At 36.0% G+C, this 16,855-nt stretch carries 11 protein-coding genes; 8 read left to right on the top strand and 3 right to left on the bottom strand.

Annotated elements, in window-relative coordinates:
- Positions 1-150 precede the first annotated feature (150 nt).
- The gene (locus HBB17_RS18060; protein ID WP_167958896.1) at positions 151-1,185 is read left to right on the top strand and encodes a threonine aldolase family protein; all 1,035 of its coding nucleotides are present in this window, start codon (positions 151-153) and stop codon (positions 1,183-1,185) included.
- Between the two features lie 159 nt (positions 1,186-1,344).
- Here HBB17_RS18060 and HBB17_RS18055 read toward each other — a convergent pair whose 3' ends face one another.
- Positions 1,345-3,039 (bottom strand): GH3 auxin-responsive promoter family protein, encoded by a 1,695-nt coding sequence (locus tag HBB17_RS18055; RefSeq protein ID WP_167958895.1) that lies wholly within the window; start codon positions 3,037-3,039, stop codon positions 1,345-1,347.
- 599 nt (positions 3,040-3,638) lie between these two features.
- On the opposite strand from HBB17_RS18055, the gene HBB17_RS18050 reads away from it, so the two are divergent.
- The 3 genes from HBB17_RS18050 (at position 3,639) to fliB (ending at position 7,726) form a co-directional block, all read left to right on the top strand.
- A complete protein-coding gene (locus tag HBB17_RS18050; protein WP_167958894.1) occupies positions 3,639-5,339 on the top strand; it encodes a methyl-accepting chemotaxis protein in 1,701 nt (566 codons plus the stop codon).
- Between the two features lie 196 nt (positions 5,340-5,535).
- Positions 5,536-6,432 carry an EamA family transporter gene (locus HBB17_RS18045; RefSeq protein WP_167958893.1) on the top strand — a complete coding sequence of 299 codons (897 nt, stop codon included), beginning with the start codon at positions 5,536-5,538 and terminating at the stop codon, positions 6,430-6,432.
- 121 nt (positions 6,433-6,553) lie between these two features.
- Complete coding sequence (gene fliB / locus HBB17_RS18040) at positions 6,554-7,726, top strand: flagellin lysine-N-methylase (RefSeq protein WP_167958892.1); 1,173 nt, start codon at positions 6,554-6,556, stop codon at positions 7,724-7,726.
- A 168-nt stretch (positions 7,727-7,894) separates the two neighbouring features.
- Here the strand turns inward: fliB and HBB17_RS18035 are convergent, their stop codons facing one another.
- The gene (locus HBB17_RS18035) at positions 7,895-10,213 is read right to left on the bottom strand and encodes a leucine-rich repeat domain-containing protein (protein ID WP_167958891.1); all 2,319 of its coding nucleotides are present in this window, start codon (positions 10,211-10,213) and stop codon (positions 7,895-7,897) included.
- Between the two features lie 270 nt (positions 10,214-10,483).
- Here HBB17_RS18035 and HBB17_RS18030 point away from each other — a divergent pair, with 270 nt between their 5' ends.
- The 4 genes from HBB17_RS18030 to HBB17_RS18015 all read left to right on the top strand — a co-directional run bounded on the left by HBB17_RS18030 (position 10,484) and on the right by HBB17_RS18015 (position 14,728).
- Positions 10,484-11,776, top strand: coding sequence for a C40 family peptidase (locus tag HBB17_RS18030; RefSeq protein ID WP_167958890.1), 1,293 nt, complete (start codon positions 10,484-10,486; stop codon positions 11,774-11,776).
- A gap of 186 nt (positions 11,777-11,962) precedes the next feature.
- Positions 11,963-12,649 (top strand): response regulator transcription factor, encoded by a 687-nt coding sequence (locus tag HBB17_RS18025; protein WP_167958889.1) that lies wholly within the window; start codon positions 11,963-11,965, stop codon positions 12,647-12,649.
- Positions 12,650-12,825: 176 nt separating this feature from the next.
- Positions 12,826-13,638, top strand: a complete 813-nt coding sequence (locus HBB17_RS18020; RefSeq protein ID WP_167958888.1) for a lytic transglycosylase domain-containing protein — start codon at positions 12,826-12,828, stop codon at positions 13,636-13,638.
- A gap of 217 nt (positions 13,639-13,855) precedes the next feature.
- Positions 13,856-14,728 (top strand): YitT family protein, encoded by an 873-nt coding sequence (locus HBB17_RS18015; RefSeq protein WP_207717376.1) that lies wholly within the window; start codon positions 13,856-13,858, stop codon positions 14,726-14,728.
- Between the two features lie 181 nt (positions 14,729-14,909).
- Here the strand turns inward: HBB17_RS18015 and asnB are convergent, their stop codons facing one another.
- The gene (gene asnB / locus HBB17_RS18010; RefSeq protein ID WP_167958886.1) at positions 14,910-16,763 is read right to left on the bottom strand and encodes an asparagine synthase (glutamine-hydrolyzing); all 1,854 of its coding nucleotides are present in this window, start codon (positions 16,761-16,763) and stop codon (positions 14,910-14,912) included.
- Between the last annotated feature and the right edge of the window lie 92 nt (positions 16,764-16,855).

The raw sequence follows: 16,855 nt of genomic DNA, 5'->3' as shown, positions 1-16,855 counted from the left end.
TTTCGTATTTTGTTTGTTGTGGTGACTACATTATACTTCAAAAAGGGAGGTCATTGCTCTTTTTATTGCAAACTCCCATAAAATCGAGGTTTATACAATAAAAAAGGTAGTAAAATTTGACACTACCGTACAATAAAAGGAGACAGGAAAATGATACGATTTGAATGTGATTATGCAGAAGGCGCACACCCATTGATCTTGGAACGTTTCATAGCGACGAATGAGGAGCAAACCCCGGGGTATGGAATGGATGAACATTGTGAACGAGCAAGAAAATTAATTAAAGATAAATGTGAACATGAAGATATCGATGTACATTTTTTAGTTGGAGGTACACAAACCAATATGACGGTAATTGCAAGTGCCCTTCGTTCTTATCAGGGGGTTATTGCAGCTGAAAGCGGACATATCAACGGTCATGAAACAGGAGCAATAGAAGCTACAGGTCATAAAGTATTAACGATCCCTAGTACAGATGGGAAGATTCATGCAGAGCAAGTGGAACAAATTTGTGTTGCACATAAAGAAGATTCTTCCAGAGAACATGTTGTACAGCCTGCGATGGTTTATCTATCGTTTCCAACAGAAACAGGAATGATCTATAGCAAAGAGGAGTTATATGCAATCAAGAAAGTAGCGAAGGAACACGGAATCTATGTATTCATTGATGGGGCTAGACTTGGTTATGGGTTAGTTTCTTGTGAGAATGATGTTACACTAAAGGATATCACCGAATGTAGTGATGTGTTCTATATTGGTGGAACGAAAGTTGGTGCATTATTTGGGGAAGCAATTGTAATTCGCAATGATGTATTAAAGAAAGATTTTCGGTATCATATGAAACAACGAGGTGGATTATTAGCAAAAGGACGACTTCTTGGCATTCAATTTGAGACGTTGTTTGAAGAAGATTTATACATGGAAATCTCGAAAAAAGCAGTGGAATACGCAATGCAGGTAAAAGATGCTTTTCGAAAGAAAGGCGTATCTTTTCTCTATGATTCTACCACAAATCAGCAATTTCCAATCCTATCCCATGAAGCATTAGAACAATTAGGAAAGAAGTATTCCTTCACGGATTGGTGTAAAATATCGGAACATACAAGTGCTGTTCGTTTCTGTACGAGTTGGGCAACAAAAGAAGAGAATGTGAAACAATTGTTAGAAGATATTGCAATGCTTTAAGATACCTTAATGGTAGGAAGTTTGCATGTAATTGCAAGATAAATTAATATTTTCTAAAATATACTTCCCCTAGTGATATATCAATTGATCGACGATCAAGGAAAGGATATATTATTAGGGGAAGCTTTTTATAGAAGTACGCGTGCTTAATTACGATTACTACAGAGCAAAATCTTCATAGTGTGGATCAATATGGTGGTAAAAGAAATCTTTGATCTTACTACTGGATATGATGCGTACAGGTTTAATTTGTGAAATGTTCTTTCCTTCCTGTAGTAAACTTTGCTTGTAGTTTACATAAGAACCTTTCAAGAGAATATGTAATTTCAATGCACCGAGTTTTCCAGAATCTGAGAAAAATGCATAGAGAAAATTTGCTTTTCGTAAATTTTCTTCTAGTGTTTGTTCTATGGTTTCTTTTGATACAGGAAGTGTTTTTTCTGTAAATTCAATAAAAAAAACATAACGCATAGGAGCATTGGTTGTATCTGGATAAACACTAAAGTTATGAATCGAAAGGTGGTAGGAATCAGCAGTATCATAAGCTATTTTTCGTAACAAAAGTTCGGAAGTTTTTTCGCCAAAGATATTGATTGTTTGATCAATTCGATGGGAAAACAGAATCTTCGGCGTATTTTTGTAGTATCCGGTTACGGTAATCGCATCACGCATTTGGTAGCGATAGAGACCGGAGATAGTTGTAACAAGAATCTCGTAGCTTTTTCCCACTTCCAAGTCTTCTAAAGTACATGTTTTAGAATAATCCTCTTCCCCTAATGGGAGAAATTCGTAGAACCCAGTATGTGGAAGAAGAACAGCATCATTATCATTCATTGTAACAGGCATGGAGAACACACATTCAGAAGCACCAAATCCAAGCCCCATAATATTCACGGTAGGCCCTATATAGTGGCGAACAACTTTTGTACATTCAAGAAAACTGCCACTCCCAGTACTAATGATTAATTCTAATTTCGGCCACACCTTACTAGGCCAATTTTTCGGATATTGCTCGAAGATGGCACGTAGTTCATCCGCTCTTGCTTTGTTTGGTTTTATCTGTTCTGCTAATAAGGCATAATCTGCTTCAGATAATTGCAGAGAAGGATCAATCACACCTTCTTCTATTGCTTTCAGTAAATCCTCTTTATGAGCATCTACATAATGAAAGAACTCAAGGATGAAAGACATAAATGGAGAGAAGATGGAACACATATCTGGATTAGAGAGAGAGTAGAAGGCATGAAGGTACTGCGTATCTGTTAGCTTTCCCTTCTCATATGCGACCATAGGAGAAACAACGAATTGTTCGATATGTTCTTCAAAAATTCCAATAAACATCTCTGTAGAGAGAGAATTACGGTCTGCATGAGCAGAGAGTGTTCGTTCAGCCGGAACAATTAAAAGAAGTAATTTGTTGTATGTCCAATTATCACCAATGAGATCACAGATTCGAGAAAAGAGCTGTTTGGACAAGGTGTGAATGATTTCTTTTGCACCATCAGTAAGTGGAAGATATTTTGCCTTCCCTTGGGTACCAGAAGATTCCATAAAATGATGGATGGGCTCACTTGTTATTAGATTTGTTGTGCCCTCTTGAATCATTTTCGTTAGATCTGGTTCATAATCAACATAATGGGTAATAGGAACTTGTTTTTTATACTGTTCAAAATTAGAGATCGAATCAAAATTGTATCGCTTACCAAATTCTGTATCTTTGTTTTGGGTGAGGATTCGAGAGAGGAGATTCTTGTTATATTCTCCTGGATTATTTGCAATTTCATCAAAAGCATTCTTGTGAATGGTTCCTTCAGAAATAATCTGTAAATAAAGATCATGTAAAGATTCTGTCATAATATCGCACCTTTCCTAATTTATGATACATAGGTCGTAATGTTTTGGGACCCTAACATCCTTGTAATAAAAACTGAGCTGATATTCAGATCTGAATGCGAACTTGTACTTGTATCTAGTGCAAGTACATCATTAATCAATAATTTAGATTACATGGAAAATAGAGAATATTCTTCTTGCTCGCTGGCTGATGAATCAACTCCGTTTAATCGAGTAAGTCTTAATAATAGAAAAAAATGAATAAAAAGTAGTGACAAAAACTACAAAATATAATAAATTTTAACAAATTTTTGGGGAATAGTCAATCAACTTATGATAAATATGGAATAATATTTCTAAATCATCTAATTAAAGTTATTATTGCAACTATATTTACAATTTGATAAGAAAAGTATCTATAGTTCTATTAAATAAAAATATATTATAAAATGACAAAAATAATGAATAAATTACAAATAATACTTGTATAACTATTTGAGTTGAAATATAATTTACTATTATAGGATTTGTGCGTACTATAATAACTGTTCGTGTTATGTATTCCAGTTACAGATCTAAGAAACATATGAAACATTGTGAATTACAAAGGGGGTACTTATTTGAAGAAACAAAATGGTAAGAAAAGTATGAAACAATCCATACGTTTAAAGCGTAAAAAAAGAGGTATTCAGGTTGTTATTGTTGTTGGTCTATTCATGATGCTCTTGCTGATTTTACAGAGTAATGCTTTGCAGAAAAATTTTAAAAATCAGTATAAAACGGGGGAAACAATTAAGGAGTATCAAGTTGCAGTTGAAAAGATGCTGTACCAAGTTAGATGCTATGCATCTAGCCCAGATCAATCATTTTTAGATGCATATACATCGATCAATGGTGATAAAGGAGCAATTGAAACTGCTAAAAGCAAGTTGTTAAATCTAGGATTACATAAGAATGAAAAGAATATATTTGAAGAAATAGAGAATACATATGCAGTAATAGTGACAAAAAATGAGGAAATCATTCAACTTGCTGGATCAGGTGATATAGCAGGTGCAATAGCGAAGAGCAGTGATGGAGATTATACCTCCATGTGTACGAGCCTGGAAGAAAATCTTAATAAATTAGCGGATACAGTTGATCAACGCTTTTCTTCTAGAATTAAAGTATCAAACTTTTTAAATATCTGGTCAATCGCAGATGTAGTAATTGTTTTATGCATCTTGTCAATTTTAAGCAGTAAATTTGTCCGTTTCTCTGAAGAAGAATTGCTGATGCCAATTGTACAAGTAAAGACACAGATGGAGCATATTGCGGTTGGAAACTTTTCTGAGAATTTTGATATGGCAGAAGACGAAACAGAGGTCGGAGAAATGGTTGTATCAATTAATTTAATGAAGAAAAATCTTAACAATATGATCAGTGAAGTAAATGATGTTTTGAATAAAATAGCAAATCAAGATTTATCAGTTAATCTTGAAAATGACTATGTTGGTCAACTAGCTACCATAAAAGATTCAATAGAGAATATTCTAAACAATCTGAACCAGTTTATGAAACAAACCAATCTGTCAGCGGACCTTGTTGCAGGCGGTTCACAGCAAGTGGCTTCGACAGCACAAGTCATTGCAGAAGGTACAGCAGATCAAGCAAGTTCTATTGAAGAATTACAAGCCACGATTGAGAATATTTTTGAAGAAGTAGATAAAACAGCAAGTAATGCAAGCGTCGCAGAACGTTTAGCAATCGTTATGACTGAAGAACTAAATCATTCCAATCAACAGATGCAGGCAGTGGTTGCAGCTATGAATGATATCTCAGAATCTTCAAAACAGATTTCTCAGATTATACAGACCATTGAAGGGATTGCAGATGAAACAAATCTCTTGGCATTGAATGCATCAATTGAAGCAGCACGTGCTGGAGAAGCAGGAAAAGGATTTGCTGTTGTAGCTGACCAGGTAAGCAAACTTGCGGCGGAGAGTGCAACGGCAGCCAATAATTCCACAATATTTATTGATGCATCGTTAAAGGCAGTGGAATTAGGAAATATAGAAGTGGATAAGACCGCTACGAAATTGCTTGAAACCGTGCAAAAAGCAAAAGAACTTGGACAAAACATAGAAGGAATATCAGAAGCATCATCTACGCAGGCAACTGCATTAGAGGAGGTTTCAAAAGGTATTGAACAAATTTCTAAAGTAATTGAAGTACAGTCCAAAGTGTCGGAACAAAGTGCAGGTGCTTCAGAAGAGTTAACTGCACAAGCGGAAGCACTTCGCGAAATGGTAGCAAAATTCAAACTTTCTCTAAATGATTAGGAATCTGTATTTTATAATAAACAAGTAAAAACAGGAAAAGCTATTGCATATATCAATGAAAATATGATATACGCAGTAGCTTTTTTATCAGTAAGCTTTCTTTTGGTTTGGGGTTCTTTTTTACAACAATATCTTGTATAATTGGTTTTAGATTTTTTGAATCCTTGGATTCAAATATAGAAAAGAGGATAAGAACATGTGGTTTTGGTTAGCTATTATTGCATTATTATGTTGGAGTGGATCGGATCTATTCAGTAAGATTGGATCGAAACCGGATGATAAGCATAGTCATTTAAAGATGGTTATGGCAGTCGGAATTGTTATGGGTTTACATGCAATGTATGAAATCTTCATTCAAGGTACCGCTATAACAATAGGAGATTTTATTACGTATTTGCCAGTGTCCCTTTTATATATTGTTTCAATGACCATGGGGTATATTGGATTGCGGTATATTGAATTATCAATATCATCACCAATTTGTAACTCGTCGGGAGCATTGGCAGCACTGGGGTGTTTTCTATTCTTGGGACAAAGAATGAATACCCTGCAGACAATTGCAGTGCTTTTGGTATGTATCGGTGTAGTCGGTCTTGGAATTGTTGAGATGAAAGAAGATGAAGATTTACGTGCGAAGAGACAAAGCGTTGCCAATGTAAGATATACAAAGAGTTTGCTGGCTATATTACTCCCTGTATTATATTGTATTATTGATGCAGCGGGAACATTAGCAGATAGTATTGTTCTCGAAAAATTAAATGAGAATACAGCAAATGTTGCATACGAATTAACATTTTTATTCTTGGGAATCCTGTCAGGTATCTATGTGATAGGAATTAAGAAAGAACGCTTAACCATTAAACGAGAGGCTCCAAAGTTTACAGCAGCAATTTTTGAAACAGCGGGACAGTTCGCCTATATCTTCGCTGTTAGTGCCAATGCAATTGCTGCTGCACCAGTGATCTCGGCTTATTGTGTAGCATCAGTGTTATGGAGCCGTATCTTCCTAAAAGAAAAATTATCCGTAAAACATTATGCAATGATCATAATCTGTGTAATTGGTATCGTTATCCTTGGAACGATGGACGAATAATATTTTGGTAAATGCATATGGACTACTAGAAGTATGCAAATGTATATTCAGAAAATAATTGATAAATCGTGAAAAGAAGCGTATGATAGTTGCTAGTAAATTGTAAGTGGAGGAAATCAGTATGCTTTATACAGTACCAGACTATTATGAGCAATTTCAATGTATTGCTGGGAAATGTGAAGATTCTTGTTGTGCTGGTTGGGAAATTGTAATCGACCCAAAAACACTTCAAAAATATAGAGCGGTAAAAGGTGGTTTTGGAAATTGCCTTCATAATTCTATACAGTTTCATCAAAGTTGTTTTAAGCAATATGAAGGTCGTTGTGCTTTCTTAAATGATCAGAATTTGTGTGAAATCTATTCTGAACTAGGTCCAGAACTGCTATGTGAGACTTGTAAGAAATATCCCCGACATGAGGAGGAATACGAAGGTGTGAGAGATCTCTCATTGGCGTTATCTTGCCCTGAAGTGGCTAGAATCCTCTTGGGACATAAAGAACGGGTTCGTTTTATAGAAAAAGAGAACCACAAAGAGGTGGATGAGGAAGATTTTGATGAGTTTAACTTCCTTCTTTATACGAAGCTTGTAGATGCAAGAAGTTGTATGATTGGAACGATGCAAAATCGGATGCTGCCAGTTCATGTACGTGCTGCAATCTGTTTTGCGTTTAGTCATGACTTACAGAATCGAATTAAGAAGCAAGAATATGATACAATGGATCGACTGATCAATCGCTATAAGTCAGAGCGGATTGTAGCTTATCTAGTTAATAAACTCAATGCTTATAAAGGCCAGGATAAAGAGCGATTTGCTGTAATTAAAAAACAGATGGGCTTGTTGTTTCATCTGGAGGTATTGCGTGAAGACTGGAAGGATTGGATTAAGGATGCGTACCGTGAACTTTATGGGAATGGGTTGACAGCTTATGTTAGAAAACGAAAGAAGTTCTTATCCTATATGGAAAAGAATAAAGAGTTGAACAATGCATTTGAAATCCAATGGGAACAACTCTATATCTATTTTCTGTATACATATTTTTGTGGTGCAGTCTATGATGAGAATGTATATAGTAAGATGAAATTAGCAATAATGAGTCCAATCTATATACAGGAGTTGTGTCAAGCTAGATGGCAGATGAGAGGTAAAGTAACATTTGCTGATATAGTAGAGATTGCCCATCATTATGCAAGGGAAGTCGAACATTCGGATTCAAATCTAAAGAAAATGGAACGGGCTTTTCAGAAGAAACGAGAGTATTATTTTGAAAAGATGATTACCGTACTATTATCCTAAACGAGCAATCATGAAAAAGGTGCTGTTACAAAATAGGGAATCGTTAATGATTCACACTGTTTTGTACAGCACCTTTTATTAATAGAGCGGATTGCCATACGCCTTTAGCGGATGCAATGGATCTATGTTTAGGACATACCATTCGTTGTATTGGTATTGAATGTTTCTTTATTTGTCGATTAATGTGATTTTAAGATTATTATTCACAGCAAATTCGTATCCAGCAGAATCTTTTACGCAACAAATTGTTGGTGACATAAAGGAGAGTGACATACATCGTGCATCAATTGAAGTAACAGTTGCTGGTATCGTAAGTTTCTTTAGGGAGTCACAGTAACTGAATACATTGGCATTCAAACGTGTTAATTTGTTTGGTAGTGTTACTTCTTGTAATTTTTCACAAGAGCTAAATGCACCATTTCCAATGGTAGTAATGGAATTTGGAAGAGTAATCGTCTTCATAACATTACAAGATTGGAAAGCATATGAACCAATTGATTTTAATCCGGATGGAAGTTTTACAGTTGTAAGACTGGTACAGTATTGGAAGGCACGATTTCCAATGCTCTCTAAAATGGATGAAAGCTTAATGGAAGTTAAATTGGTACAATTGCGAAATGCAGATTTTCCAATTTGAGTCACGGAATCAGGAACAACAACTTTTGTTAAGTATGTATTATTATCAAATACATAAGCGGAAATTGATTTAACGCTGTCTGGAATCGTAAGGGATGATTTTGTACCAGTGTATTTGATTAGGATTCCATTATCTGTAATTACCATATTATCTTCTTCAGCAAGTTGAATCCATTTGGTGCCAGTGAATGCGCTTGAACCAATGGTTTCTACAGAATCAGCAACCGTTAATTCTGTTAATGAAGCACAATAGTAGAAGGCACGATCATCAATCTGTGTGATGCCATCTGGAATTTCAACACTTGTTAATGAACGGCAATGGTCATAGGTCCCTTCTTGGATCACTTTGATTGAAGCGGGTATCTTAATCGAAGCCAAACTTGTGCAGTTTGAAAAAGCATAAGTCCCTAGACTCTTTAACGTATTTGGTAATGTAATCTTAGTAATTCCTGTACATGAATAGAAAGCATTATCACCAATCGTTTTAACGGAATTTGGAATCGTAAGTGTTTTTAGTTGATAACAATTATAAAATGCACTTGAACCGATCGATGTAACAGAGCTAGGAATTGTCAACTCAGTAAGTGAAGTACAATTGTCTAGTAAAGCATTTGGAATGCTCTTCATATTCTCAGGAAGATTGATTGTAGTTAATTTGGAACAACCAGAAAATGCTCCAGCACCAATAGTAGTAACAGTACTAGGAATTTCTAGTGTAGGTAAAGAGGAAAGTCCAGAAAGTGAATAATCCTCTAAGGTCTTTAATTTTCCAGGTAACGTAAACTCTTTTAATTTATTACAATCGCTGAATGCATAGGCTTTAATCGTCGTAACAGTTTCTGGAAGAGCAACTGTTGTTAAAGATGTACAACCAGTGAATACATTACGATTAATCTTTGTAATTCCAGATGGAACGGTAATTTTCTTTAATGAAGAACAATAAGAAAATGCACTGTCACTAATCCCCTTCAATGTGGTAGGTAATGTGATTGATGTCAGCTTATTGTTATTATAAAAAGCACTGTCCTCAATATATTGTAATCCTTCTGGAAGATTGATGGACGTTAACTTATTACAATAAGAGAAGGCATTCGAGCCAATTCTTGTTACTGTCCCTAGGATTTTTACAGTTTTTAAACGATAGCAACTATTAAATGTAGATTTTTGAATATAGGTAACTTTGCTTGGTATTGTAATTTTACTTAGGTTAGAGCAGTACTCGAAAGAAGATTTTCCAAGAGATTCTAAGGAAGCAGGTAAAGTGATCGTTTTTAAGCTTTCGCAGAAGCGGAACGTATAACGAGAAATGGTCTTTAATTTGCTATTACTTGGAATGCTTACTGTTTGAAGCCCATAACATTCTGAAAATGCACCGATTCCTATTGTAGTAACATTGGAAGGTATCGTAATCTTCTTTAAATTCCTACAGTAATAAAAAGCATTTTCTCCTATGTAAGTTAAATTTGCAGGTAATGTAATGGAAGATAAAGAATAGCAATTATAGAACGTACGGTATGGAATTTTCTTTACATTGCTACTCATTTTAACAGTAGTAAGTTTCGTACAACCTGAAAATGCTTCTTCATCAATACTTTTTACTGTGGATGGAATAATGATCTTCTTTAATTTTGTGTTATCATAGAAGGCGCGTTTTCCGATTGATGTAACATTAGAAGGAATGGTTACTGTTGAAGCGGTTCCATTGTAATGAAGTAGAACACCATCTTCAATTGTGAAGTTTGAATTGGTTGCGGCATTGCTATGTTTCATTGGATAGATACAGGTAAACAAACATAGTGAAAGCAGCAGCAAACCAACCAAAAAGCGGTTTCGTTTTAGCATTGTTTTCATATAATATACCCCTTTCTTTAACGACATAATACGCGATAGTATTACTAGTTTATTTATAGAACAATGTATAGGTGCTGTCAAGAAGGAAAAAGGAAAAAGTAACCAAAAAGGTAAAATATAAGAATTTCGTAAGATTTACAAGGGGGAGCGCCTGTTGGTAATATCTTCATCTAGTAGCAATCACCACAATTATCCCACATTTCTGTAATACAATGTAACAAAATTGTAACATTTAAAAAGTTATTACAGTAAGTTTAATAGGAGTTAAGTATGAAAATGATTATTAAGAAAATATGGATCATTTCTGCAGCAGGTATTATTTTGAGCAATACTGCTACATATGCCAATATAGCGAAAGCTGAAGAAAATAAAACGAAATCGGTAACAGATTATTCTATAGAAGATATGGAAAAGATTGTAGAACAAGAGATTCGAGTTCAGGATATCAGTCTTACTTTTAATAATGCTACATTAGTTGAGGAAGCATTAATGTTAGAAGAAGAAGCGGATCAGGAATTAGCAGTGAGGGAAGCAAAAGTACGTGAGTTAGAGAAAAAAGAAGAAATCGTTCTAGCAAATGTGAATTACTATCTGAACGTCCGAAGCAAACCCGATGAGAATAGCAAGATTCTTGGAAAGTTATATAAAAATGGAGTTGGAACCATTCTAAAAGAAAAAAATGGCTGGTATAAAATTACTTCAGGATCAGTTACAGGTTACGTGAAAGGGGATTATGTTCTCACAGGAGAAAAAGCACGAAAAAAGGCTGATGAGGTAGGAAAACGTCTAGCGATTGTTACGACCACAACATTAAAATTGCGTGAAAAAGCTAAAGCAGATGCAGTAATACTTACATTAGTAGGAGAAGGAGAAGTCCTTTCAGTTAAGAAAGAATCTGAAAAATGGATCAAAGTTAAGACCGATGATCATACGGGTTACGTATCAGCCGACTATGTAAATGTCTATACGGAAAATGAAGAAGCAGAATCTATAGAAGAAGAACAGGCAAGATTACAAAGAGAAGAAGAGGAAAGACGTGCAGAGCAGGAAAGACAAGAAGCATTAGCGAATCAACAAGCAGCGCAGAACCAAACTACAGGACGACGCCCTTCTTCAAATGGAGCAACGTCAAGTGGAACGGCTTCAAGTGGTAGTACATCAACCAATAGCAGCAATACCACAAGTAATTCAAGTGGAACAACAGCAACGGGGAATAAATCCTTAGGGCAAAAGATTGCAAATTATGCTACACAATTCCGTGGAAATCCTTATGTATATGGAGGAACGAGCTTAACAAATGGAGCAGACTGTTCGGGTTTCGTGTTAAGTGTGTATCGAAAATTTGGAATTTCTTTACCAAGAACATCAGGAGCACAAGCTTCTGCTGGAAGAAGAGTAGCAAGCATCTCACAGGCGCAGCCAGGAGATTTGATTGCCTATTCTGGACATATAGGAATCTATATTGGGAATGGAAAACTTGTTCATGCAAGTTCACCACGGACCGGTATAATTATATCGAATGTTAATTATCGTCCAATTAAAGCCATTCGACGAATTGTATAAAATGTATAGAAAGAAGGGAAGCCTTAATACATGTAAGTGCATGTATCAAGGCTTCTTTTTTGGTGAATACGAATAGCAAAAATGGTTAGGATCATGGGCGTGTGAAAGAGTTCTCTTTTTATACAGCAATTGGCGCAATGCGTAAAGTTATCATACTTATGAAAGGACATGGGACAATAAAGAGGAATGGATAGGAAAAGGAATGAAGTTGTTTTAATTGTGGATGAATCGGGTGAGGATCGTGATAAATTACGTGTCTATTTGGAAGAAAAGGAATATAAGGTACTAGAAGCATGTGATGGGACAAGTGCATGGGAAGCACTGTGTAGAGAGAAGGTGGATCTTGTAATCTTAGAGATGGATTTACCCGATCAATCAGGAATCCTACTTTGTAAAAGAATCTATGAAAAATATTGTGTAGCCATCGTATTTTTGGCAAAGAGATGGGAGGAAGAGCAGATCATCGAGGTACTGCGAAGTGGTGCTGATGATTATATTCAAAAGCCATTTCATTGTGATTATGTAGAAGCCAAGATAGAAAGTGTATTACGAAGGACGAAACAAAGAGATAAAGGGAAAGTTTTTCTGAATGATCTAGTCTATGATGCAGAGGAGCGCAAAGTATTGGTACGAGGAAAGGAGGTACATCTCACCCCGACAGAATATAAGCTTTTTGAAACATTCGTATCTGCACCCAATCGTGTCTTTACCAGAGAACAATTGATTCATTATGCATTACAGGGAGAATTTGATGGGTTCGATCGAAGCATTGATACGTATATCAAAGGACTGCGACAGAAGATTGAAGCAGATCGCAGTAAACCAAAGCATATTATTACGGTCTATGGGGTTGGTTATCGATTTGTACCGTAATAAACAAGAGATAACGGTTCAGACCCAAAACACAGAGAGTGCTTGATTCTGAACCGTTATAAATAAGACATATTACATATTGCATTGAATTGGTGCAGTTGTTATAATGAAGTTAGCTATGAGATAAAGGAAAAAAGGTACGTAATCTTGTTAATAAATCTTACCGGAGGTATATAATGCAGGTAAATAACGTTACAACAACCAATCAAGTTGTGAATCAGTCTAGTAAAGTAAAAGCAACAAGTAAAGCTACGAAAACATCATTCGATAGCTATTTGAATTCTGAAAAAGAAGTTACACTTGAAGATATATTTCAAAAGGCAGCGGACAAGTATAATGTAAGCATTGACCTTCTTAAAGCGATTGCTAAGCAAGAATCGAATTTTAATCCCAATGCAGTATCCAAAAGTGGTGCTCAAGGGGTTATGCAGCTGATGCCTGCTACTGCAAAAGAATTAGGTGTAACGGATTCTTTTGATGCGGAGCAAAACATTATGGGTGGTGCCAAATACATATCCAAGTTATTGGATCAATACGACGGGAATACCAAGTTAGCATTGGCAGCATATAATGCAGGTAGTGGAAATGTTAGAAAATATGGTGGAATTCCGCCATTCAAAGAGACGCAGAATTATGTAGTGAAGGTAATGCAGTATTATAAGCAGAATCTAGATGCTTCGGATGTAACGGTTACAACATCAGATACAACTAGTAAGTCTACGAATGGAACACAGCCACAAACCGCTATCAATTCTACAACGGTACCAGTGAACACTACGAAACCAGTGGAGATACAGGAAAGTATCACAACTCTTGCTCAACTGGAAGAAAAGCTTGATGAGTTATTTTCAATGGACGATTATTTGAAGATGATTGAGATCATGTTTGGCGATGAGAACGATGGTACAGAACAAGAAGATGCCTCACAAAAGGCATATAGTCAATTGAGTATGTCTACTCCAGTGATGAACATGTTGAAAAGCATTTAGTTTCTGTGTGGTGGTATAAGGAATGCGTACAATTTGCAATTATTTTGTATTAGAACAGTAGGAATAAGACTACATTTCATATGAATAAAGGAAAAGAACGATTGTTTAAAGATCGTTCTTTTTTTGTGTACGAAGTACACTTTTTTCTATCCCTCGCATATTTTTCAGGCTTAGAGGGAATAGTATGTTGAGAAGTGTAGAAAATGAGGTGATTAGAATGGAGAAAAGAAAACGTGATTTGGTGATAAGCTATATCCTCGCCATTACGGGAACAGCTTTATTAACCATAGGAATCAATGTTTTTATTGTACCTCTCGGACTATATACAGGAGGATTTATTGGGATTGGTCAGATTCTTAGAACTATTTTAGTGGATTACGTAGGTATGAACTTTGGCAATTTTGATATAGCAGGTGCATTCTATTATATCCTTAATATTCCGCTTTTTATTCTTGCATATCGAAGTCTCGGGAAAGACTTCTTTATCAAAACGGTAGTCTGCGTTACGTTTCAATCTTTGTTTCTTGTCGTAATCACAGCGCCTTCCAAACCGATCATAACCGATATTATCGGTGCTTGTCTGATTGGAGGAATCATTGGTGGTTTTGGAGTGGGACTAACATTACGAGCAGGCGGTTCAGGTGGTGGACAAGATATCCTTGGTGTCTATATGGCGAAGAAATATGATGATTTTAGTGTAGGAAAACTATCCATCATTGTTAATATATTTGTATTTGGCGTATGTGCATTACTATTTGATATCAGTATTGTAATTTATTCTGTTATATTCATGGCGGTGATGTCGATTGTAATTGACAAGAGTCATTATCAGAATATCAAGACAACTGCGTTGATTATTACAAAATCTTCAAAGATTCGAACAATAATTACGAGTGAAATTGTTCGTGGAGCTACTTGTTGGAAAGGAGAAGGTGCATTTACAGGAGAAGAAACCAATATCATCTATACAGCCGTATCAAAATATGAAGTTTCAAAGCTTGTAAAACGGGTGAAAGAGATCGATGAGAATGCATTTATTGTAATTCAGGAGGATTTATCCATAGCAGGAAATTTTGAAAAACGATTATAATGCTCTACGTGGCCTTCATATCCAGTGGTGGAGTGTCTCATTTTCATAGGTAAGTTTGGAGAGATATATTATAGGAAAGTGGAAATTCTTAAGTTGGAAAAGGCTAGGAAGGAAGACCTAGCCATGAAAATTTTCCATAATATATCGTTTGCTTGTATGGAGCAGGGGGAACCCGTATTAACTAGGATAGAATCTGTATATGATATTTCTTTAGCCAATAGTTGATCTGAAGAAGATAAGCAATCATCTGTGGGCCAGCCATCAATTGCCCATACCATGGCTGTTCATAATGAAAAGGACTATTTAGAAAAATATAAACTTTGGTTTTATCAAGAAACTGCATAATCGGTGAAGTGGAATCTTCAATTACCTCAATAATTCGATGGCGAAGAAGCTGTTCATATGCAGGGTCATAGGTTTTAGGATAAGGACTTTTTTTACGAAATAGGATTTCATCTGGAAGTAATCCACGTCCTGCTTCACGGAGAAGGTTTTTCGCAATACCGTTACGGTATTTCATTGACCAAGGTACATTCCAGACGTATTCGATAATCCGGTGATCAGCAAATGGGACACGAGCCTCTAGTCCGGAATACATACTTGTACGGTCCATGCGATCCAACAGTGTTTGCATAAACCAACGAAGATTGAGGTAAGCAATTTCTCGACGTCTTGCCTCTTCTTTGGTATCTTCTGCAAGACGTGGGGTTTGTGCCAGTGAAGTTTGGTAAGCATGATTCACGTAATCATCCATATTTAATTCGGATAGGAAGGAATCGGATAGGACGGATTTTCGAATGGTGAGATCCATGGACCATGGAAATGTGTTTGCGTCAAAGCATTCCTGTTTATGGAACCATGGATATCCACCAAAAATCTCGTCTGCGCATTCCCCGGTTAAGGTGACTTTATTATGTTCTTTTACTTGGTGACAAAAGTGAAGCATAGAGGAATCAATATCAGCCATTGCAGGTAAATCTCTAGCATCTACAGAATCGTAGAGACAATCAGCCATGGTGTAGTTATCACATTCCAAATAAGTATGGTTACTTCCAAGATAATGAACCATTTGGGTAACATAAGGTTTATCACTGGCAGGCTGGTAAGGATTCGACTGAAAATACTGCTCATTATTAACAAAATCAAAGGAATATGTCTGTAGCACTTTACCTTGTTTCTGTAATTCCTTGTTACATACGGCTGATACCAGACTTGAATCAACGCCACCAGAGAGAAATGTGCAGATTGGAACATCGGAAACCATCTGTCGTTTTATAGAATCAATCACCAGACTGCGTGTCTTTTCAATGGTATCTTCGTAGCAATCGGTATGGGGAAGACTGTTTAATTTCCAATAACAGGTTTGCTTACAAGTCCCTTCTGTATAATATAAGTAATGTCCAGGAAGTAGTTCGTTCATATCCTTGAAGATACCTGAACCACTTGTCTTGGCTGGACCAATACTGAAGATTTCATTCAGTCCCTTAGAATCCAAGCAAGGAACATAACCAGGATATTGAAAAATCGCTTTCATTTCAGAACCAAAAAGAAGAACGCCTTGAAATATTGTATAGAATAAAGGTTTTACTCCACATCGATCACGATAAAGAGTAATTGACTGTTCCTTTTCGTTAACGAAGGCATAGGCAAAGATTCCATTCATCTTTTCTACAAAGGCCGGTCCATATTGAATATGACCGATCAAGATGACTTCTGTATCAGAATGGGTATAGAAATGCCAACCTTTCATAGACAATTCTCTTCTCAATTCTTCTGTATTGTATAGTTCTCCATTATAGCTGATGGCATAGGTGTATCCATCAACTGTTCGATACATTGGTTGTGTTCCTGCAGCTAGGTCAATAATGGAAAGCCTTGCATGGGCCAACCCAAAATGTTTGGATAGATAATGTCCTCTTGCATCAGGACCACGTCGGTGTAATTGGGTCGCCATTTTTTTTAAGATTTTGATGTATTTATTTTGACTGCAACTATAATTTTCATCAAAATTACAAAAACCTGCAATACCACACATGGAATTACCTCCAATAGTTTATTATAAATCATTATATGATTAGTAACAAAATTTGATTGTAATTCCGATTACTGGAGAAAAAGACTTTATAA

The organism is Anaerosporobacter faecicola, assembly GCF_012070565.1.
Taxonomy (GTDB): Bacteria; Bacillota; Clostridia; order Lachnospirales; family Lachnospiraceae; genus Anaerosporobacter; species Anaerosporobacter faecicola.
This window is presented reverse-complemented; position numbering and strand designations above follow the sequence as displayed.

Bases quoted from the DNA above. Each gene is read 5' to 3' on its own strand.
- HBB17_RS18020 (WP_167958888.1), top strand. From the start codon at position 12,826: ATGCAGGTAAATAACGTTACAACAACCAATCAAGTTGTGAATCAGTCT.
- HBB17_RS18025 (WP_167958889.1), top strand. From the start codon at position 11,963: ATGGATAGGAAAAGGAATGAAGTTGTTTTAATTGTGGATGAATCGGGT.
- HBB17_RS18045 (WP_167958893.1), top strand. From the start codon at position 5,536: ATGTGGTTTTGGTTAGCTATTATTGCATTATTATGTTGGAGTGGATCG.
- asnB (WP_167958886.1), bottom strand. From the start codon at position 16,763: ATGTGTGGTATTGCAGGTTTTTGTAATTTTGATGAAAATTATAGTTGC.
- HBB17_RS18030 (WP_167958890.1), top strand. From the start codon at position 10,484: ATGAAAATGATTATTAAGAAAATATGGATCATTTCTGCAGCAGGTATT.
- HBB17_RS18060 (WP_167958896.1), top strand. From the start codon at position 151: ATGATACGATTTGAATGTGATTATGCAGAAGGCGCACACCCATTGATC.
- HBB17_RS18015 (WP_207717376.1), top strand. From the start codon at position 13,856: ATGGAGAAAAGAAAACGTGATTTGGTGATAAGCTATATCCTCGCCATT.
- HBB17_RS18035 (WP_167958891.1), bottom strand. From the start codon at position 10,213: ATGAAAACAATGCTAAAACGAAACCGCTTTTTGGTTGGTTTGCTGCTG.
- fliB (WP_167958892.1), top strand. From the start codon at position 6,554: ATGCTTTATACAGTACCAGACTATTATGAGCAATTTCAATGTATTGCT.
- HBB17_RS18055 (WP_167958895.1), bottom strand. From the start codon at position 3,039: ATGACAGAATCTTTACATGATCTTTATTTACAGATTATTTCTGAAGGA.